General features: G+C 60.9%; 15 protein-coding genes. 6 read left to right on the top strand and 9 right to left on the bottom strand.

The window, feature by feature from the left end:
* A partial coding sequence (locus tag ACFMO7_RS02705) for a malectin domain-containing carbohydrate-binding protein (RefSeq protein WP_376793993.1) occupies positions 1 to 210 on the top strand: 210 nt, incomplete at its 5' end.
* A gap of 234 nt (positions 211 to 444) precedes the next feature.
* The gene (locus ACFMO7_RS02700) at positions 445 to 3,012 is read left to right on the top strand and encodes a glycoside hydrolase family 31 protein (protein ID WP_376793992.1); all 2,568 of its coding nucleotides are present in this window, start codon (positions 445 to 447) and stop codon (positions 3,010 to 3,012) included.
* A 476-nt stretch (positions 3,013 to 3,488) separates the two neighbouring features.
* Here ACFMO7_RS02700 and ACFMO7_RS02695 read toward each other — a convergent pair whose 3' ends face one another.
* Both ACFMO7_RS02695 and ACFMO7_RS02690 read right to left on the bottom strand, forming a co-directional pair.
* Entirely contained in the window at positions 3,489 to 4,361 is an 873-nt protein-coding gene (locus tag ACFMO7_RS02695; RefSeq protein WP_376793991.1) for a class I SAM-dependent methyltransferase, read from the bottom strand.
* Between the two features lie 375 nt (positions 4,362 to 4,736).
* Positions 4,737 to 5,435, bottom strand: coding sequence for an NUDIX hydrolase (locus ACFMO7_RS02690; protein ID WP_376793990.1), 699 nt, complete (start codon positions 5,433 to 5,435; stop codon positions 4,737 to 4,739).
* 656 nt (positions 5,436 to 6,091) lie between these two features.
* On the opposite strand from ACFMO7_RS02690, the gene ACFMO7_RS02685 reads away from it, so the two are divergent.
* Positions 6,092 to 7,681, top strand: coding sequence for a hypothetical protein (locus ACFMO7_RS02685; RefSeq protein ID WP_376793989.1), 1,590 nt, complete (start codon positions 6,092 to 6,094; stop codon positions 7,679 to 7,681).
* A 723-nt stretch (positions 7,682 to 8,404) separates the two neighbouring features.
* On the opposite strand, the gene ACFMO7_RS02680 is transcribed toward ACFMO7_RS02685, so the two are convergent.
* Both ACFMO7_RS02680 and ACFMO7_RS02675 read right to left on the bottom strand, forming a co-directional pair.
* Positions 8,405 to 9,448 (bottom strand): zinc-dependent alcohol dehydrogenase family protein, encoded by a 1,044-nt coding sequence (locus ACFMO7_RS02680; protein ID WP_376793988.1) that lies wholly within the window; start codon positions 9,446 to 9,448, stop codon positions 8,405 to 8,407.
* Between the two features lie 575 nt (positions 9,449 to 10,023).
* Complete coding sequence (locus ACFMO7_RS02675) at positions 10,024 to 11,157, bottom strand: glutathione-independent formaldehyde dehydrogenase (protein WP_376793987.1); 1,134 nt, start codon at positions 11,155 to 11,157, stop codon at positions 10,024 to 10,026.
* 472 nt (positions 11,158 to 11,629) lie between these two features.
* Between ACFMO7_RS02675 and ACFMO7_RS02670 the strand changes: the two genes are divergently transcribed.
* The 3 genes from ACFMO7_RS02670 to ACFMO7_RS02660 all read left to right on the top strand — a co-directional run bounded on the left by ACFMO7_RS02670 (position 11,630) and on the right by ACFMO7_RS02660 (position 14,506).
* Entirely contained in the window at positions 11,630 to 11,764 is a 135-nt protein-coding gene (locus ACFMO7_RS02670; protein WP_376793986.1) for a hypothetical protein, read from the top strand.
* A gap of 232 nt (positions 11,765 to 11,996) precedes the next feature.
* A complete protein-coding gene (locus ACFMO7_RS02665; protein ID WP_376793985.1) occupies positions 11,997 to 12,755 on the top strand; it encodes a DNA polymerase beta superfamily protein in 759 nt (252 codons plus the stop codon).
* A gap of 137 nt (positions 12,756 to 12,892) precedes the next feature.
* Complete coding sequence (locus tag ACFMO7_RS02660; protein WP_376793984.1) at positions 12,893 to 14,506, top strand: protease pro-enzyme activation domain-containing protein; 1,614 nt, start codon at positions 12,893 to 12,895, stop codon at positions 14,504 to 14,506.
* Between the two features lie 338 nt (positions 14,507 to 14,844).
* On the opposite strand, the gene ACFMO7_RS02655 is transcribed toward ACFMO7_RS02660, so the two are convergent.
* The 5 genes from ACFMO7_RS02655 to merA form a co-directional block, all read right to left on the bottom strand.
* Complete coding sequence (locus tag ACFMO7_RS02655) at positions 14,845 to 15,174, bottom strand: hypothetical protein (RefSeq protein WP_376793983.1); 330 nt, start codon at positions 15,172 to 15,174, stop codon at positions 14,845 to 14,847.
* A 119-nt stretch (positions 15,175 to 15,293) separates the two neighbouring features.
* Positions 15,294 to 16,238, bottom strand: a complete 945-nt coding sequence (locus tag ACFMO7_RS02650) for an NYN domain-containing protein (RefSeq protein WP_376793982.1) — start codon at positions 16,236 to 16,238, stop codon at positions 15,294 to 15,296.
* A gap of 490 nt (positions 16,239 to 16,728) precedes the next feature.
* A complete protein-coding gene (locus ACFMO7_RS02645) occupies positions 16,729 to 16,953 on the bottom strand; it encodes a hypothetical protein (RefSeq protein WP_376793981.1) in 225 nt (74 codons plus the stop codon).
* 636 nt (positions 16,954 to 17,589) lie between these two features.
* Complete coding sequence (locus ACFMO7_RS02640; protein ID WP_376793980.1) at positions 17,590 to 18,525, bottom strand: class I SAM-dependent methyltransferase; 936 nt, start codon at positions 18,523 to 18,525, stop codon at positions 17,590 to 17,592.
* A 268-nt stretch (positions 18,526 to 18,793) separates the two neighbouring features.
* Entirely contained in the window at positions 18,794 to 20,254 is a 1,461-nt protein-coding gene (merA, locus tag ACFMO7_RS02635; protein ID WP_376793979.1) for a mercury(II) reductase, read from the bottom strand.
* Positions 20,255 to 20,403 lie beyond the last annotated feature (149 nt).

The raw sequence follows: 20,403 nt of genomic DNA, 5'->3' as shown, positions 1-20,403 counted from the left end.
CAGGCCCCCGGGAAGCGCGTCTTCAATGTGGCTATCAATGGCCAGTCAGTGCTGAGCAACTTCGACGTCTACGCCACGGCGGGCTACAAGACAGCTCTGCAACGCCAGTTCACGGCGACCGCCAACAGCAGCGGTCAGATCCTCATCTCGTTTACGCAGGGAAGCGCCGATAACCCGTTTATCAACGGGATCGAGATCTATCAAGCCTAGCAGCCTGATCAGGTCGAGCAGCGAGCGCGGAGGAGCGGGAGAGTTGGTCGAGGAGACCGAGCATGACCCCCTTGGAGGCGGAGCGAGCGCTCCGCCTCCGGAGGGTCTGGTTTTCAGGGGCCCGCTCTGACTCGCTTCAGCAGCGTTCACTGGCGCTCATAGCCTGTTCCGTAGCGAACCGATAGTAATCGATTTGTTTTTTTCATCAACGAGAGTGGAAAGGAACTTTGATTCATGGAGAGGGCACAGCCAGTAGCCTCCAGTGCTCACCCCGCTGCCATCAGGCCAGACGGCTATCAGGTCCTGGGTCGCGGCCAGGTCTGTGAGCGAGCAGGGGCGAGCATCTGTTTGCGCAGCGGCTCGGCCACCGTCGAGGTGACGGCTCTTGCGCCAGACCTCTTCCGAGTCGGCTTCTTCCTGGATGGGCGCCCCCGCCGCTATGAGTCGCCGGCGGTCGTAGAACAGGAGTGGTCTCTCGATTCGGTCTCCATCACAGAGCCGCAGGCGGGACAGCTTAGCCTGGCTACCTCGTTCGCCACGGCGCACCTCTCTCTTGATCCTTTGCGCCTTAGTTTCTCCGATCCCAGTGGACGGGTTTTTGCTGCCGACGATCCCGAGCTGGGGATGGGCTGGTTCGCCGAGCCTGCCGAGGAGACACCTCTGTCGTTGGCCAATGTAGCGGGGACCCTCGGCCTGCCGCTGCGAGTCTATAAGCGCCATCTGGCGGAGGAGCACTACTTCGCCTGCGGCGAGCGAAGCGGGGGCCTCGATAAAACAGGCAGCTATCAGCTCTTCTGGAATACTGATCCCCCGCCCGGACGCAGTGTCTTTCAGAGCAACCTCTACGTCTCGATTCCGTTTACCCTGGTTCTGGCTAACGGCCTGGCCTGGGGACTCTTTCTTGACAATCCCGGGCGGGTGGCTTTTGATCTCGCTCATGAGCATCCGGAACGCTCCTGGTTCGGCACGAGCACCGGCGACCTGATCTATTATGTCTTCTGTGGCCCAACTCCCCAGGCGGTCCTGGAGCGCTACACGGCCCTGACGGGACGTACTCCTTTGCCGCCGCTCTGGTCGCTCGGCAATGGGCAGAGCCGCTTCAGTTATGCCTCGGCAGAGGAGCTGCGCACTGTGGCGGCAACCTTCCGGGCGCGCGATATCCCCTGCGATACGCTCTATCTGGATATCGATGCCCTCGATGGCTACCGCGTTTTCACCTGGGATCGCCAGCGTTTCCCCGATCCGGCAGGCCTCTTCTCGGAGCTGCGCGCCCAGGGCTTCCACGTGGTGAGCATTGTCGATGCCGGCATCAAGGTCGATGAGAACTATCCAGTCTATAGGGATGGGAAAAGACGCGATCTCTATTGTAAAACGCCCGAGTATCAGGACTATCAGAACGCGGTCTGGCCGGGCCTGTGCGTCTTCCCCGATGTGACCAATCCCGCGGCTCGCGCCTGGTGGGGTGAGCAGCACCGCCCTTTGCTGGAGGCCGGTGTGGCGGGGATCTGGACCGATATGAATGAGCCGGCTGTCTTTATCCCGGTTCACGGGACGCTACCGGCTGAGACGATTCATCCGGGGGGCGGGCGCCCACGCCTGCACGCCGAGATCCATAATGCCTATGGCTCGCTGCTGGTCCAGGCGACACGCGAGGGGCTACAGCGCTTGCGCCCAGAGCAGCGCCCGTTTGTGATTTCGCGCGCCGGTTATGCCGGCATCCAACGGCACGCTTTGATCTGGACCGGCGACAACGCTTCAACGTGGGAGGACCTGGCGCTGAGCGTGCCTCAGCTCCTTAATCTGGGTCTCTCCGGCGTGAGCTGGTGCGGAAGCGATATCGGTGGTTTCTATGGGGACTGCACTGGCGAGCTACTGGCCCGCTGGACAGAGTTCGGTATCTTTCAGGCGTTCTGCCGCAATCACTCCGAGAAGCAGAGCCGACACCAGGAGCCTTGGGTCTTCGGCGAGCCGTACGAGTCGGTCTGTCGCGCCTTGCTCAAACTGCGCCAGCGCTTGCTTCCTTACCTGTATACGCTCTTTGAGGAGTGTCATCGCAGTGGGGCCCCGATTTTGCGCCCGCTCTTCTGGGAGGCTCCGACGGATAGCGTCGCCTGGGCTATCGATGATGAGGTACTGTGCGGCAAGGCGCTGTTGGTGGCTCCGATTACGCGGCCCGGGATGGCCCATCGCCACGTCTATCTGCCCGCGGGCACGTGGTTCCATTTCTGGAGCGGCCAGCGCCTGAGGGGACCGACCCATCTGGTGGCCTATGCGCCGCTCGGCCAGCCAGCCATCTATGTACGGGCGAATACCGCTCTGCCCCTCTGGCCAGCGATGAACTATGTGGGTGAGCTGCCTCCCGATCCACTGACGCTCTTGCTCTACCCCGCAGAGGGACAAGGCGAAAGCAGCCTCTACGAGGACGCCGGTGATGGCTACGGCTACCTGGAGGGGGAATATGCCCGCAGGACTATCCTGTGCGAAGTTGAGGGCGACGAGATCCGGGTCTTCCTCGGGGCCCGCGAGGGGAGCTTTGTGCCGCCGCGCCAGGAGATCATGTTGGAGCTGCGCGCGCTGGGGCGTCCTCCTCGCGATGTCAGATGGAGCCACGGCCCTGCCGGTCGGGCCAGGTGGCACTACGATCGGCTGCAGGGCTGCCTGCTGGTAACAGTTCAGGAAATGGCCGAGGCCCAGGAGATAGTCGTGCAATTGACCGGGGACGCCGATGAGGGCGCCGAGAACCGCCAGGAGCGGGAAGGGAGGCCAGGACAGATATCTGAGAGATCCGCCGAGCGATCTTAAGCCGTCGCGGACTGGCTGGCGCGAGGCTCCTTGGCGCTGGCTATTTCACGTCGGGCAGCCAGAGGGGCCTCCACCCAGCTCTGCCGGGAGACGGGTCCCCCACCCCAGGCTTTAGAGGGAGGAACAGCGCTCTAGCAGAAGAGGCCAGCGCTGTTCCTTTTCTGTTTCTTCAAGCCGATCCTGCCTTTAGTGCTCGCTCCCACTGAGGGCAGCTCCAGGTCGGAACGAACCCGGCCAGGAGAGCCGGCCGACAGCACGTCGACAGCCCTCCGGCCCCAGAAGCCCTGGCTGAGGCTTGGGCCTCCCAGCAGCGAGCGGAGCAAGCGAGGATGGTCTCTGGCAGCTCTCCTCGCTGCAGAGGGGCTTACTGGGGCCTCTTCAGATGGCTGCTGACTGGGGCGGTCCACCAGCCCGGCCTCGCACCTCTCGGACCGGCCCCCGGCCAGAAGATGGCCTGATCGGCTGGACAGCCACCGCTACAGTATGCCTTCTTCGGCGGCTCCCGGCTTGCGTCCCCAGACCGTGAGCAGGTTCCAGAGGGCACAAAAGTCTTCCTGCTGCATCTCCGCCACAGCCTGCTGATAGAGCCGCTCCAACTCTTCCTTGCTCGCCACTTTCATCTTGACCAGAAACGGCTGAACCAGCTCGAGAAAGACCAGAGCGTCCTTGAAGACGGGATAGTGCCCTTCGGTTCCCATCGACCACTCGATGACGCTGGCCCGCAAGCGCACGTTTTCAAAGCCAGCCTGACGCACGAGCCGGGGGAGCACTGGGGTGATGCCAACATGGCCCCCGTCCGGCGAAAAGCTCTGTCCGGCCAACTTGAGGGCCTGGGTACCCAACCAGAAGAAGCGCTCGTAGGAGGGGCTGGTGGTCAGGGGAGACTCCATCTCGGTCAGGCGTATGACTCCACCAGGCTTGAGCAGCCGCATACACTCCTTGAGCAACCTGGGCCAGGCTTCTGGCAGCATGAAGCCGCACAGCAATCGCCCATTGATCAGGTCAAAGGAAGCATCGGGGAAGTCCAGGGGTTCCATAACGTTCATCACTTGAAAGTGCGCGTTCTTGAGGCCGCGCGACTGGGCCTGGGCCCGGGCATATTCAATGACTTGCCGGCTGATGTCCACGCCGATCACTTCGACGTGGGGGTAGTAGAAGGCGACTTCCAGGTCCCAGCCACCGGGACCGCAAGCCAGGTCGAGCACCTGCCCGCCCTCTGGCAGAAGCTGCCCTTCAGGGAAGAGACCCCCCATGCCGTCGGTGAGCAGCCGGTCTTGCTGCATCAAGCGCGCCAGCTCGCCCGCGTTCTCGGGATCGATGATATAAGTATGCTTTGCGGCATCTTCCATGCCTTGGTGCTCCTCGCTCAAATTCATTGCTTGCCAGCCGCTTGTCAGAAGCAGGCGCCCTTCTGTTGTAGCGGCTCCCTCACTCCATGCGCCTCTTTGTCTGTCTCGAGCAGGACTGGAGACAGGCAGCGCCTCGGAGCGGCTCCAGAGTCATGTCGCCTGTTTCTGACTCTGCTTCTTCAAGTGTAACAGACAGGCGCCGGGAGGCGGAAGGGTCCGGACTACCGCCGCGCGAGCAGTCAGAAGGGCACAGGAGATGAAGCACACTCGTTGCTCGGCACGGGCTGCCAGCGCTCTGGCGTGACAAAGGGGCTTGGCAGGCAAGCAGCAAGCGAGTAAGTACTGACGACCGCCTCCGCAGGTACCAGACTTTGCTTAGAGCAGGCCAGAAGCTCTGGCCCTGGCATAGGCGGCCAGAGTAAAGCTATCGGTGATTTCTTGCTCGCGGAGCAGACGCTCAAAGGTGGGGAGGGGTGTCGGAACGATCTCTCCGATGGCCTCGCTCCTGTCTGTCTGACTGTAAGCTTCGACTTCGGCATAAAACAGTTCATCACACTCGGCGGTCAGGCCAGTGTTGGGATGGATCTTGCCAAGAGGAACCAGGCGTACAGGCCTGACCCCAATTTCCTCTTCCAGCTCTTTGCAGGCGCTTTCTTCGCTGCTGAGACCGGGCCAGCCAAAGCCTCGAGGGATTTCCCAGTGCCAACCCCGGGTGGCGTGACGGAAATGGCGCAGCAACAAGATCTGCCGCTGATAGAGGGGGAGAATCACGACGCCAGGAGCGCTTTCCGGGGGATCTATCAGGCGGATATAGGTGCCGAGCGAGCCGTCAGGAAGGTAGACGGCATCACGGAGCAGGAGAAGGTACTGATCACGATAGACGAGGCCAACTTGCGACCAGGCTCGGGCGCTGGCCGGTTCTATGCCTTGGGCAAGCAGCTTCTCGCGCATGGTGGCTTCGGCGCGCGCGATGGTTTCGGGTTCAAGCACAACAGTAATCGCCCCTGGCTCAGGATTGACAAAGAGATCGGGACGCTCTTGGGTGAGCAGGAAATATTGCTCTGGATTCTCCATGAACTTTTGCTCCTGGCAGCGTCTAAGAATCTGGGCAGCCAGCCACTATAATGGCCTGGGCAAGCCAGGGAGACCTCCCGCGCCCGACCTATCCCGGGCCACAGCCGAGATCGCCAGCCCTCTCCCTTGCGTCCTAGAGTAGTCTCCCTTCTCTGCGCCTGTCAAGGCCGCTCTGTCCCCCACTCTTGCTCTGCGATCCGCAGACCAGAACATCCTGGCTTGTCTGCCAGGCCTCGAGTTATGAGGGAGTCACCCCGACCGGTGACAGCCATCGTGCCCAGCCAGGTCCTGCCTTCTTACAGCGGCGCGCCTGGTCTCGCCCAGCTCCGAGAGGTCAGAACGCCAGCCCCAGACCGCCCGACTGGCTACCTATTAGCTAGCTGCTCACGAGCCAGCAGGCAAGACAGCCGCCGCCCGAAGGAAGTGCCGGGAGTCTGCCCCTGTTACTAAGGCATCGGGTAGGCTGTTCTTTTTGGGAGATACAGGACAAACAACGTCCAGGAATAGTTAGAATGAATAAGGCGCCAGTCTCCGCCTGGCGTCTGGGTAGCCTGGCTACAGGAATATCCATACGAGCTTTCCCCTGCGAAAGGAGCACAGCCTTGGACCAATCATTCGGATCGTCTCCAGAAATCAATCAAGCAGCTGAAAAGCTGTTGAATCAGCAATCACAGTCCAGACCTGGTCAGGACGGTGACTTCGAATTTGTGCGTCTGAGTTCCAACGAGCTGAGGGATATTCCGGTGGTAGCCCAGGCGCTTGATAACCAATGGGTTCCACGCTCTCTACTTGAACCGGTCTTTCGAGGCGGGGGAATTACCACCAGGCATGCCAGACTGTTAAACAACTACGTGCGCGCGGAGTACATTCGCTTTCTGCTTCAGAGCGAGCAGTTAGTTGTTAATCGCGCTTATCTCTACAACTCAGCGACGATTGCCCAGGACTATGTGGGCAGGCGAAATGCTATGCGCCCGGTTTTCGAGGAACTGCTCGAACAGGCGGTCATTGTTCCTTTCTTGCTCTACGAGCATGCGCCAGGCGACCCGCCACTCTCAGCGCCGGTCAGTCGAAATGAAGGGGCCTATGGCGTGACAAATGCTTTCAAGCACTGGCAGGAAGTATGTCAGGAGGTGCGCCCCCGTTGCCTCCGACTCTCCTGGGACGATCAGGAAAACGGGCGCCTGGTGCAGCGGGCGCTGGTCCACCCTTTTGCCGGCTTTGCTCAGGCCATTAGTCAACATGATCTCGACCTCTGGCTGCAGGACCTCGCCCTGGATGAGAGCGCTCGCGAGCCTTTCCGTCAGCGCCTTGCTGAGGTCGAGCGCTTCTGTCTCGATCTGATCGCTGCAGGCCGCAATGTAACCCGCGATGCTCTCTACAAGCGATTTGTGGTCGCAGGCGATGAGCCAGCGAAACAGAATACGGCTCAGCGGCTCTACGATGGGAGCAAGCCTTTCGCCGCCCAACTGAAACAGCTCTTCGATTTGCGCTATAATGCCTCTCTGTCCGATGCCCTGGGAAGCTACCTTCTTACGCCCGCCGATAGCCTGCCGCGGCTCTCTCTCCAGGAACTGCACGCCTCCCACGGCCTACCAACAATGACTGGCGAGCAACTGGTTCAGCTCGTCAAGCGCGTCACCTTCGATCTTTTACAACAAGGTCTTAATATCACTTCACTGCATATGCTTAGCCTGCAAGATGTAGCCGATATTCGCCGCACAGATGAGTGGCAAGAGTATATGCAGCGATTGCGCATATTGATCGCTGATCCGTATGTCTTTGCCGAAGGAGGAGCTGCTGAGGTCTATGAGAGCTACATGCGTCTGACCAGAAGAATCGTTCAGCGTGTGAGTGAGCGAAGAAAACGTATCCGTACAAGGGTGTGGTCACCCGTGGTCACCATCACCTTTAATCTTGCTGGGGCCTTGCTTGAAGTCACTCTGACGCGCAATGGCCTGCTCTATTCTCTGGCGGGGCAGGTAGCGGGCACACTGCTGGGAGAGGCTGCCACGGTGGTTGCAACGCTGGTGATCCGCGATGCCGCTCAGAGAGAAGCTCAACAGGATCTGAGCATGAGCGTTGATTTTATGCGCTGCCGTCTGCAGGCGGCTCGGGAGCAGTGGCGCGAGATTCAAGGTATGATACGCTCCCTGCCTGGCTTTGAGCCGGGACCGGCACCCGTGAGAGTGCCTGACAGAGTGGATGCCAATCTGAGCGCCCCAGAAAGCGAGATCGGCCCGGATTGAGCTGGGAGCGGGCCAGGCTCTAACGCAGGAGAGCATCCAGCTCGCCTGATCAATGGGCAAGCCAACTGCCGCCTTCCCGAACCGTCGAGCTGAGAGCCACTCGGCCAGCCAGTCCGCTTTCTAGTGCAATCCAGAGCCAGCAGGGAGAGCCAGGGTCAGCCAACCAGGATAGCGCTGCGCCGCCACAGGCCCCTCGATTTCCCTGGCCATGTCCTTGCCTCCCTCCCAGCACGTTGGAGCCAGGAACAGGAAGAGGAACAGAGCCAGCAGGCCGGTCGCTACGGAGCAGACAACCCATTCTTCTTCACTGGCCTGCTCAGCCAGGCTCCGGACGAGAACGAAGCAGGCCAGTCGCCAGCAGGTCTCTGCGGTCCTGAACCGATCGCTAAGCCGCTTCCTTAACGGCCTCCATGGCGTGGCCGTACTACGTGCTCCTCCCAGGCGGAAGAAGGCGATCACCACCTGACTGAGCGAAAGGAAAGATGGAGAGGGTTGGTTCGTATTGCTCCGTCCCTTGGCTTGAGACGCGGCCCATCGTCCTCGGATCGGCGGTCTCTCTTGTTGGATCTTGACGACCAGGCCAATGGCCGGTAGGGGGAGCGACCTCTTGCCGCTGCCCCCTTTCCTGGCTGAGGGGAATACAGGGATTTCACTCGATGGCGCTTCCTGGCAGGAATATGCCCGCATCAGGGCACGGCCTGGGGCTGGCGCTAGAGCCTGGCGCTAGAGCCGATCGACAATGAGCAAAGACTTGATGGCACGACGCTCGTGCATGGCGGCATAAGCTTCGGCCACATGATCCAGGTCGGTGGTGAAGTCAAAGACGCGGCCCGGATTGATCTTGCCGCTGAGGACGGCCTCTAACAACGTGGGCAGGTAGGCCCGCACAGGCGCCGGACCACCGCGCAGGCCAACGTTGCGGTAGAAGGTTGTCTCAGCGGGAATCTCGACCTCATGTGGGACGCCAACGCGCCCAACGATGGCTCCAGGACGCACACAGGCGAAGGCGGTCTGGTTGGCTTCGTTGGTACCAACGCACTCCAGGGCCGCATCTGCGCCGACGCCATCGGTCAGCTTCAGGATGGCCTCTACGGCAGCTTCACCCCGTTCGCGAACGATGTCTGTGGCCCCGAATTCTCGCGCCAGCTCCTGACGCCGGGGATGACGGCTGAGGATGATGATGCGCGACGCACCAAGCAGATGCGCGGAGAGTACGCCACACAGGCCAACAGCTCCATCGCCAATTACGGCGACGGTGTCACCCGGTTTGACTCCGGCCGAGACGGCGGCATGATAGCCGGTCCCCATGACGTCGGAGAGAGTCAGGAGAGAGGCGAGGACCTCGTCGGAAAAATGCGTGCCGGGGACGGTGACCAGGGTTCCGTCGGCCTGCGGCACACGCGTCCGCTCGGCTTGACCAGCGACTCCTTCAACGCCCTGGCCGAAGAAGCCTCCCCGGAGACAGGAGGTGTGGAAGCCAGCCCGGCAATGGGGACAGGTCCCATCGCTGATAGCGAAAGGGGCGATAACGAAGTCACCCGGCTTGATGGTCCGCACTTCAGCCCCCACTTCTTCGACGACGCCGATGAATTCGTGACCAATGGAACCCTCTGGATGGGGAGTGATGCCTCGATAGTACCAGAGATCAGAGCCGCAGACACAAGCGCGCACGATGCGTACAATGGCATCCGTCGGCTCCTGAATGGTCGGCTCTGGCCGCTCCTCCACTGCTATCTTGCCAGCGCCACGGAAAATGGCTGCTTTCATGCTCTCGTGCTCCCTCTTCTGTTACATACCTGAAGGATTGATATGAAATGGTTTGCGCTGCTTTGTTATCCGCTGGGTATTATAAGGACGCCTGGGGACGGAGCGATAGAATAATCGTCGTCAATCATTGGCCGATTCTGCAGCCGCAGAAAGCCAGCCCCGAGCCTGGCGACAGGCGGGTCGGCCAGCCTGAAGCTTTTGGGTGGCCTGGCATCCTGGTCACTTGAGAGCGGACTGCGCTGGCTGATCAAGCCAGGGCCAAGACCGGAATGACGGCGGCACGAGGCAGCAAGAGAGACAGACGCCATACCAGCTCTTCACCGCTGCTGGCAGCAACCCAGAGAGCGCCGTTTCCAGAGGGAAGGATAACAGCAGCAAGAGCCGACAGAACAGGTGGTGCGAGCGGAGAAGCGCGCCAGGAGCCGACCAGCCCAGAACCTGGCGCCAGGCTGGCCAGCTCCTCCACAGAACATGGCTCAGGATAGGAGAGGAAAAGGCAAGAGAGCCGAGGGCCAGCGCCTCTTTGCTCTCCTGCTCTGTGTGGATGAGCGAGTGGTTCGGTTCGCAGGAGCCAACTAAGGTTTCAGAACGACCTTAGTATAGCCATCGACCCGCCTGTCAAACTTCTCGTAGGCCATTGGCGCCTCGTCCAACGGCACCCGATGCGAGACAATGAAGCTGGGCTTCGCCCGTCCCGCAATGATCAGATCGCGTAAGTAGCGATTGTAGCGCTTTACGTTGCACTGACCGGTAGCCAGACGCAGCCCTTTCTCGAAGAGCTTGCCGAAAGAGATGAGCAGGCGACCCTCTTTGGCGTGAGGGTCGACTCCTCCTGGATCGGTGGGCACATAGAGGCCCGGAATGCCCAACATGCCGGTGGGATTGACGATCTGGATGAGGGCCTCCAGAACGGCAGAAGGCGCTTCGGTCTCTTGACCCGGCTGGATCGCCTGATAGCCAACAGCATCGATGCCTTTGTCCACCCCATCGCCACCGCGTCTCTGGCGAATCTGCTCTACCGGGTCCCCCTTGCTGAAATCAATGGGGATGGCACCGATCTCTTCGATCTTCTTCAAGCGCTCTGGCACGCGGTCGACCACATAGACCTCGGAGGCTCCGCGCAACAGGCAGCTATAGGCGGCCATCGCTCCCACGGGGCCAGCGCCGAAGACGACTACCGACTCGCCGGGCGAGACCTGGGCCAGCTCGGCGCCGTGATAGCCAGTGGGGAAGATGTCCGCCAAGAGGACAAAATCGTCCTCATGCTCGCTACCAGGCGGCAGCTTGAGGGCGTTAAAGTCGGCGTAGGGAACGCGCAAATATTCTGCCTGACCACCAGGATAGGGTCCCATCGCCACATAGCCATAAGCTCCACCGGCAAAGCCAGGATTGACAGTCAGGCAGAAGCCTGTAAAGCCGCGCTCACAGTTCTTGCAGAACCCACAGGCGACGTTGAAGGGCATCACCACACGGTCGCCTTTTTTGAGGGTGGTGACCGCCGATCCGACCTCTTCGACGATCCCCAGGTTCTCGTGACCGAAGATCAGGCCCGGAGGCGCCGCTGTTCGCCCCTCATACATGTGTAGATCTGAGCCACAAATACAGGTTGAAGTGATGCGCACAATAACGTCATTGGGGTGCTGAATAGTTGGGTCAGGGACCTGCTCGACAGCAACCTGAAAGGGAGCCTTGTAGACAACGGCTTTCATGTTCGCCATCCTTTCGCCTGGCATCTGCGTTCCGGCTCTGCCTGCGGCCAGGCAGCACAGCACAGTGCCTCAGCAGGAACATGCACAGCTTCACTGCCCGTTATAATGGTGTACTCAGCAAAAGGATCGCCTTTTCATGAAGATACTCTACGATACATTCAAGATAAATGTCAATACTCTTTAGTATCAAAAAACTCATCTATATACAACAAACAATATACTCAGCCTTAGTATGAATAGCCGCACAAATTGTATCTCATCGCAGGCTGTCGCTGACCTGGCGGTACCTGCTCAGGCCAGCGGTAGGCGAGCTACTCCATTTCGGGCACAGGGAGAAAGAGGCCCAGCTACCATCAAGATCCTGCTCCGCTAGCTTATCTCAGCGCTCAGGCCGTCAGACTCGCAAGTATAGCCCTGGTACTTGACAAAAATAGTCTTCTGGGCTATTTTATGTAATCAGTTTAAAAGAGGCATGGACCTCTCACACGTATTGAATCCGCTGCCGCTAACCATCGAGGTTAGCGCTGGTCATGCCACCAGCCTGCTCCATCTCCCCGGTAGCCTTGGCTGCCGGCTGATCCAGTGGCACTTTGCTCCAGGTTCTTGACAGAGTTGCTCCCTCCTCTTGGCTACACCCCGCAGCATGGGCAGCGTTTGCACGAGATACTCGCCCCTTCCCAATTGGGGCGGGCCTGCAAACGGGGCCTGCAGAAGAGGAGTCGCTCTACAGGAGCAAGATCTCCGGGTCAAGAGGCCCGAACTGCCTCTTCTCCATACCCAGGCAGCAGGTATGGCAGCTATCTCACTCTTTGCTCTATTGGGAAGAATGAAAGGAGCCTATGCAAGACGAACGCCTCAGAGCAGTCCTCGCCCACCAGCGCTATCCACTGCTCTTCGCCACGCTGGGAGGGTCCTATCTCTACGGGTTCCCGTCTCCCGACTCCGACTATGACCTGCGCGGCGCCCATATTCTGCCGCTGCGTGAAGTAATCGGTCTACGCGAGCCTAAAGATACCATTAAGCACACTGCAATCTACGAGGGCACCGAAGTAGATCTAGTGACATATGACATATACAAATTTTTCAAGCTCCTGCTGGGTAAGAATGGGAGCGCTCTGGAAGCTGTCTACTCCCCATTGGTGATCCACGCGGCGCCGGAGCACGAAGAGCTAAAAACCCTGGTCAAGGGCTGCCTCACGCGCTACTATGCCTATCACTACCTCGGCTTTGCCAACAACCAAATCAAGCAGGCTCGCAAACAGGAGCTGCTCCAGGTCAAGAGTGTTCTTAGCATCTACCGCGCCCTTCTCACCGGCTTACACCTGCTACGCACCGGAGAGATCGAGACCAACCTGTGGCGCCTCAACGATATCTTCAGGCTACCTTATATTCCCGAGCTGATTGCCCGCAAGCAAGCAGCCAGTGAGAAAGCCGAACTAGAGGATAAAGCAACAGACCTGCACATGGCCGAGTGGAGGCGCTTGCTGAGCGAGCTAGAGCACTCCGTGGAGAGCAGTGTTCTGCCCACCGCGCCGTCAGCCAGAGCCATCGAGAACCTCAACGACCTCTTAATCCGTCTACGGTTGCAAACCGTATAAGGGATGGGGCCAGGGGAGCAAGACCGTCGAGCGTTGTCCCAAGAGCGGCACAGTGTGCAGCGTGAAAAGTGTGGGTACGGGCGTTTCCTTGAAAGGAGTTCTTGCCAGTCCCTGGAGCGGATGGAGGAAAAGAGACTATGAACGAGGAGATACCTGACGGATTCATCAGATTGGCAGGCAGCGAGCGCCAGGCTCCGGCCCTGGCCCGGAGAATCAGGCCGGCGGATCCTGACGAGTATGTCGAGGTAAGCGTTTATCTGCGTGATCCCGCCGGTAGTGCCCTGGCCGGCCCTCTGGAGCACCACGCTAGCCGACCAGGTCGGCGCGTGAGCCGCGAGGAGTACCTGGCCCGGCATGGCGCCAGCTCAGAAGATGTGGCCAAAGTAGTTGCTTTTGCCCAGGCCCATCAGCTGAGCGTGCTCGCCATCGATCGAGCAGCGCGCAGGCTGGTTCTGGGCGGGACAGTCAGCCAGTTCTGCGCTGCCTTTGCCACTGAGCTGCACTATTACGAGTACGAGGGACAGACCTTCCGTGGGCGCTCCGGCCACCTGCACATTCCCAAGGAGCTTGAGCAGATCGTCGTCGGCATCTTTGGGCTGGACGATCGGCCCCAGGCTCAGCCCCATCTGCGCTTCGCGACAACGACCGGCCACAGTGTCCTGGTGAGGGACCAGGCAGTTGGCTACACGCCGCTGCAGGTGGCCCAGCTCTACGACTTTCCGCGCGGCCTGACCGGCGGCGGCCAGTGCATCGCACTGATCGAGCTGGGCGGTGGCTACAACAGCGAAGACCTCACAACCTACTTCCGGCAGCTTGGTCTACCGGTGCCCAAAGTGGTCAGCGTCTCGGTCGATGGTGGCCAGAACAGCCCGACCGGCGATCCCAATAGCGCCGACGGCGAGGTCGCCCTCGATATCGAGATCGCCGGGGCTATCGCTCCCGAGGCCCGCATCGCTGTCTACTTCGCGCCCAATAGCGAGCGCGGCTTCCTGGATGCCATCACCAAGGCCATCCATGATACCACCAATCAGCCCACGGTCATCTCTATCAGTTGGGGTGCCCCCGAGACGAGCTGGACCCGACAGGCCATGACCACGATGGATCAGGCTTTCCAGGCCGCCGCCGCGCTCGGCATCACAGTCTGCGTGGCCGCGGGCGATAACGGGGCCAGCGATGGAGTGAACGACCAGAAGGTCCACGTCGATTTTCCCGCCTCCAGTCCGTACGTCCTCGGCTGCGGAGGCACACGCCTCGAGGCCCAGAATACTGAGGTTGTTCGTGAAGTGGTCTGGAACGAAAGTGCCGGCGGCGGGGGCGCAACCGGCGGAGGCATCAGCGATGTCTTCCCTCTTCCGTGGTGGCAGGCGGATGCCCATGTCCCTCCTTCGCTCAACGACCAGCACCAGGGGCGCGGCGTGCCCGATGTCGCGGGCAATGCGGATCCGCAGACAGGCTACCAGATCTACGTCGACGGCCAGCAGGCTCCCGTCGGCGGGACCAGCGCCGTGGCTCCCCTCTGGGCCGGTCTGATCGCCCTGCTCAATCAGAAACGCGGCCAGCCGTTAGGCTATCTAAATCCCTTCCTCTACCAGCATTACCAGCAGTTACTGGAAAAGAAGGCATTGCGCGATGTGACGAGCGGGGACAATGGCGGCTACACCGCCGGCCCCGGTTGGGATGCCTGCACGGGCCTTGGCACACCCGATGGAGCCTTGCTGTTGCAGGCACTTCTCTCTTCTTCTTCTTCGTAGCCGTCTTCCAGGCGGAGCAGATGAGACCCACACGTCTGCGAGCCATTGATGCACCTGGTGGATCTTGAGCTGTCTGGCGCGGGACTGGGCAGCGGCCAGACAGCTCTGATCGCGTGGTTGAGCCTACTTCTTGTTCGTTTCCCTCTCCGCGCGCGAGCTAATTACAGACAGGTAAGTAATCGTATCCCATGCATTGTGAATGCCAATGAAGAGCAAGAGCACCGCAGCAGATCCAATGACGAAGAGCACTGCCCAGGCAGAACGTAGAAGGGCCAGACCAGCCGCGAGGAAAGAGGCATAGGAGAGGAAAGGCAGGATCACATGCCATATCCAGTCTTCTAAGACGGGCTGATAGGACCTTTGGCGGCGCGCCCGGCGAGCCACGACCACCATATAGATGATCCCCCCATCCCACAGCCGCTTAGCAGCAGAGCCGCCTGCCAGAGAGACGGCCACGGGGCAGTGAGAACTACCGCCGTCAGGAGAACGGCGCCCAGATGAATAACCGTCGGAGTTGCGAAGGCCCCTATTGTCTCTTCAGTAGTCTGATGTCTTTCCCGTGAGGCCACGAATGTCATGACGACAAACATCAAGCCGATCAGGGTGGCAGAGGCCGACCCGATAATAACGTAAAAGTTCTGCCAGCCGCTCTGTACAGGCTCGAGCATCTTTGTTCTTCCTTTCTACGCTCCTGCAGGCACGCTGATGATAAAAGTTCGCAGTCCGACCTCCAGCCCAGCCTCTGATCTCAACCGGAACACGACCGCCGTTGTAGCCGCCAGAGAAGCTACGATTCCCCTGGTGCTTGCTCCGACCTCCCAGGTTCAAGGGAAACAGATGTCGACCATTGCAAGTACCACTGTCCTCCCTCACCGCACGAGAGCTGAATGAGGCCCTGATCACGCGCCCGCTCCAAGAGATCTCTGAGCCGACGAAAGCCATAGGCCGTTGGCTTGAAGCCAGGAACCAGTCTGTGCAGATGCTGCCCGAGCGCAGACTCAGCTACCCAGCCATCGGACCGTTTACAGACAGCCCACGCTGCCTGATAGGCACGCCCTAACAGCTCCACGGGAATATCGCCTTGGGGCGACTGAGCGGAAGCGCCTGGCATCTTGCCCTGCTGGAGCGACTTACTACAGGTCTGCCCTTGCTTCGCAGCGATGATCCGGGTCTCTCCAGTCACCCTCTGCTGCTGAGAGGTCGCGGTTCCGGATCGCTGCAGCAATAGAGGGTGTAGCTGGTCGGTGGTGATGAAGACCTGGCAGGCCGAGCGAAGCATCTGAGGGGCCTCGGGACGACCCACGCCCAGAACGAAGCTGCCCGCCGCTCGCAGGCGCCGAACCAGAGGGGCGTAGTCGCTATCGCTACTGGCCAGGCAGAAGCAGCGCTTCCCCTCAAAGAGGAGGTCCATAGCGTCGACTGCCAGAGCGAGATCGACAGCGTTTTTACCGGGGACCGCTCGCGGCACCTGGATCTGCTGGAAACCATAGCTTTCGGCAATCTCTCGCCACCAGCTCATCTGGGCCTTCGACCAATCGCCGTAGACGCGCCGGATGGTGGGACAACCGAACTGGCTGGCTTTAGCGACGATGGCCGCCGCCCATTCTGCTCCAATGTTTTCGCCGTCGATAAGCAGGGCCATACTGGGTAGCCGGCTACTTGCCAGGATCGGCCTTCTGCGCCTGGCCCAGCCGGCGAGGCGGGCCACCAGCGCCCGAGTCAGGATGAACATGCTCGCTTTCCTCGCAGGTTGCGGAATGTCCCTCATCGAAGGGGAAGGGGGTGGAACTGGCAGAGCTGGCACAAAACTGGTTTGCCGCCTCCGCCTGAAAGCAGGGCAGACGCCTTTAGCCAGAAAATGGCCTTGCTGGCCCCGCGCTCCCAGTCTCCCCGACTGCCTTCCAGAGAGTATTATCTCTCAACTTCCCTTTTCTTCTGTTATGCAACCAGGGAGGAAGCCAGCTCAGGAGCCTGGGCCTGGCCAGGACCAGGCAAGGCAGCAAGGTATCGATCGCCTGTTCGCGCTGGTAGCGGGCGAGAGAGGGTCAGCCTCACAGGGACGCCACGGAGGCCAGAGCCAGTTCGCCAGACAGCAGGCCATGATGAGCGCAATACTCCCGAGAGCTGCCCCGTCCTCCGACGGAGCACTGGAGAGCCAGACCTCTCTTGCTCGCCTGCGGACCCTTGTCCCCCACCAGCACTGTCCAGTCGGCAATCGGCGCTCAGGCTTTATCAGCCAGACGAGATGGATTTTTAGCATATAATGTAATCAAGCCGCACTTCAGGCAGGTCAGTGCCCACAGATCGCTGTGGGAATGCGTCAGCCCCGGCAGATAGGCAGCTCCGGGCCTGGTAATGCGCATGGTGCTGACACTTTCAGCGAGTACACGCTCTCCGCCACACTCGGGACAGTTTGAAAGCACCGGTCTGACAATGTCCTGCGCCATCTTGCTTTTTCCTTTCTAGATCGAATGCCCGCCCTCTCCTCGTTCCAGGAACCCATAGTTCCCACAGGCCGCTTGCCATCGAAGCGGGCGGGCGACAGTAGCAACAGGCCTCCTCCGATAGGAGACGACGATCTCCCTCCTCGCTGCACCTGTCTCTATCCGCTTCCTTCGTCTGGACCGGGCATCGCCTCCCACGGGCGGCCTGGCCTCGTCTGGCGAGAAACGGGATCCCTCCCGCTGCCCTTACAGATCAGCAAAGAGGGACAGCCAGCCCCAGTTGGCAGTCAGCCGCAGCGTATAAAGAAAGAGAAAAGAGATAAGATATTATATCAAGCATTGGGGGCGCCAGACCAGCACATAGTTGCAGGGCAGAGTGGAGGCTAATCAGCCGCGCTACCCACTGGGGAGAGGCCGGAAGAGGGATAGGTAGCGCCAGGCGGTCTGGAAGAGGAAGAGGTTTCAAGATCCGAGATCGGCGTTGCCAGGGGAGCAGCGCGTGGGCCTCCCCCGCGCGCCACTCCATCTGCTCGACAGCCCAGGCCGCACCCTGGTCCCTATCCAGCGCCAGTCGGCAGAAGCGCCGCTGCAAGCTCAAGCTACGGGAGCAGAGTCGGGGCCGGCTCTGTCTCTGGCTCCTTAGCGAGCCAAGGGTTTCTGTCCGTAGACAACGACCAAATAGCCGCGTGTTTGCAGCTCATTCCACTCCTGGCTGGCCTGCTCGATGACTGTCAGCACCTCCTGTTCGGAGATGCCAAAGCGCGCGGCCACCGGGGCACTGACTGCCCTGGCCGCCTCCTTGAGATCCAAAGCCCCCAGCGAGCCAAGGCGCCCACCCCAGTCGCCAATTGGCCACTCCAGGACATGACGCTGAATATTGATGAGGCCAGCCTCCGCCAGATAGCGCTCCAGCGACTGCATCACCACCCCTTGGGCATCCAGGCCACGCAGCGCCGCTAACTGCCCCATCCAGTTCAGGAGCTGGCGCATCGCTGGTCCACATGGCACAAAGTCGTTCGGGCTGATGCTTGACTCTACCAGCTCGATCCAGCCTCCCGGGGCGGTGACTCGCGCCAGCTCCTGAACCGTTCCCGGCCAAGCCGCCAGGGGAATAGCCAGGATCAACAAGCGCTGATGAACAAAATCGAAGTAGTTCTCCTCGAAGGGCAGGCCCTCCAGCACATCCCCCTGGACAAAGCGATAGTTTGGCGGCGCACTGCTCCGGTTCCTGGCCTGCTCCAGATCCAGACCAATGACCTCCGCCTGAGAAAACTGCTGCGCCAGCTCGATGGCCCACTGCCCCGTCCCACAGCCCACATCGAGAATGCGGCGCGGCTGCTCAATGGGTGCCAGATAATTGCCGCGCAGCGCCGCTCGGATCATATAATGCTGAAAATCCAGTCGGTTGATCTCCCCCAGATCCTTGGGCAGCAGATAGGGATGTTCCTGCAAATAGCGCCGCTGCCCCCGCAGGCGCGGCAACATTACCTCCCCCAGGCGCCAGCCTCCCCCACCCACCGATGCGGGCGTGGACACGGCCAGCTTACCACGACGTCGGAGAAACCACCAGGGCATTCACGCCTCCTTTCTGCTCTGCTCCTCACCTGTCCCGACTGCTTACCAGTGCTCGATCGCCAGGAAGGTCAGAACTATCTCCTCCCGTTTCACAGGCTTCATCCGCTTCAGGCGATAGAGATTGACAGTTCAGTAGAAAGTGTAAAGAAGCAGATCGGTCTCTGTCAATGCACCTGGCAGAGAAAAAGCATATCGATCCTGATCTTTTATCCTTTTTTTATACCAGAGGGCAGAAGGCTTCGGAGGTTCTACCGATGCCCCTCTCGACCTAGCTGGCGCAACAGCTCAGCAGGCGCACCTCCCGCGTGAAAGAGAGGGCCACCAGCCTCAGAGCTTCCGCCATCGTTGGATAGACGTGCAGCAACTCGGTGAAATCCTCGAGCCTGGCGCCAAAGCGTAGGGCCATTGCCGCCTCATGAATGACCTCACCCGCACTCGCACCCAGCAGGGAGACCCCCAACACGCGCTGGCTGCCTTGCTCGACCACCATCTTGACCAGGCCCTGAGTCTGCCGGGTCGCTCCCGCGCGGGGCACCAGGCTCAGCGGCAGCACTCGACAGACACAGGCCAGTCCTGCCGCCTGGGCCTGGGCATCGGTGAGTCCTACCGTTGCCAGCGGCGGATCGGTAAAGATGCAGCGAGGGATCACGCGGTGGTCGACGGGACGAGGCGGTTCGCCGGAGAGGGCATTATGGGCAGCAAGCTTGCCATCAGCGGCGCCCACCGGGGTTGCATACTGATTGCCCCAGGCCGTGCCGATCACATCCCCCGCGGCCCAGATATGCGGCACACTCGTGCGCAGCGTCTGGTCGACGCGCACCGCTCCGTCGGCCTCTACAACCACTCCGGCTCGCTCCAGGCCCAGCCCTTCTGTCGCGGGACGCCGTCCGGTCGCGATCAGCAGCTGCTCGGCCTCCAGCGTCTCGCTGCGCGCCTCCTGCTGCAGCCAGAGCCTCACCCCCTTGACACTCTGTCTGACCTCCCGCACCTCAACCCGCTTGAGCAAGCGCAGACCTTCGGCCTGCAGGAGGCCCTCCAGGGCCCGCGCCAGCTCCGGCTCCGCGCCAGGCAGCACCTGACTGCCGCGCGTTAGCAGCGTCACCGCCGTTCCCAGACGCGCAAAGAGCTGTCCCAACTCCAGTGCCACGGCGCCGCCACCCAGGATCACGAGCGAGCGTGGCTGCTGGCGCAGGGCCGTCTGCCAGGGGTCATCGGCGCTGCTGAGCAGGTCACTGGTCAGGTAGGGGACCTCCTGCAGTCCAGGCAGATCGGGCACCAGCGGATGCGAGCCGGTGGCGATCAGGAGCTGTCGTCCGCGCAGGCGCCAGCTACCGGCAGGACCGGTCACGAGGACCTCCCAGGGTGACAGCAAGGTGGCATGCCCCTGCACCAGCTCCAGGCCGGCCAGCTCCTGCAGCAGCCGCTCGTAGCGCTCCCAGCGATAGGAGCGAACCAGGGCATCCTTCTGCTCCAGCAACGCCGTCCAGTTCACCGGCATCTGCAGCGGAGTCAGGCCCGGATAGCGCGGGTGCGCGGCCTCAAAGACCAGGCGCGCCGCCTCGATCAGGTGCTTGGAAGGCAGGCAGCCCCGATTGGCACAGGTTCCGCCAATAGCGCGCTCCTCGATCAGCAGAGCCGTTTTACCCAGCTCGGCGGCATGCAGGGCTGCCGCAAAGGCTGTCGAGCCACCGCCCAGGATCAAAAGATCAGGCTCACTCAGGGTGGTCATTGTTCAGATGCTTCCTTTCTCCACAATGCTCTCTGGACCCTGGTCGAGCTGCCCTGCAAAGGAACGTCAGCCCCGCGAGAATGACTCCGGTCGCCCTGCCCCTGATCAGAAGAGGCCCCTGTCGGGTAGACCGGCAAGAGCGCTGAGGG

It is taken from the genome of Thermogemmatispora sp. (assembly GCF_042408735.1).
GTDB lineage: Bacteria > Chloroflexota > Ktedonobacteria > Ktedonobacterales > Ktedonobacteraceae > Thermogemmatispora.
Note: the sequence above shows the minus strand (reverse complement) of the source record. Positions and strands in the feature narration are given on the sequence as shown.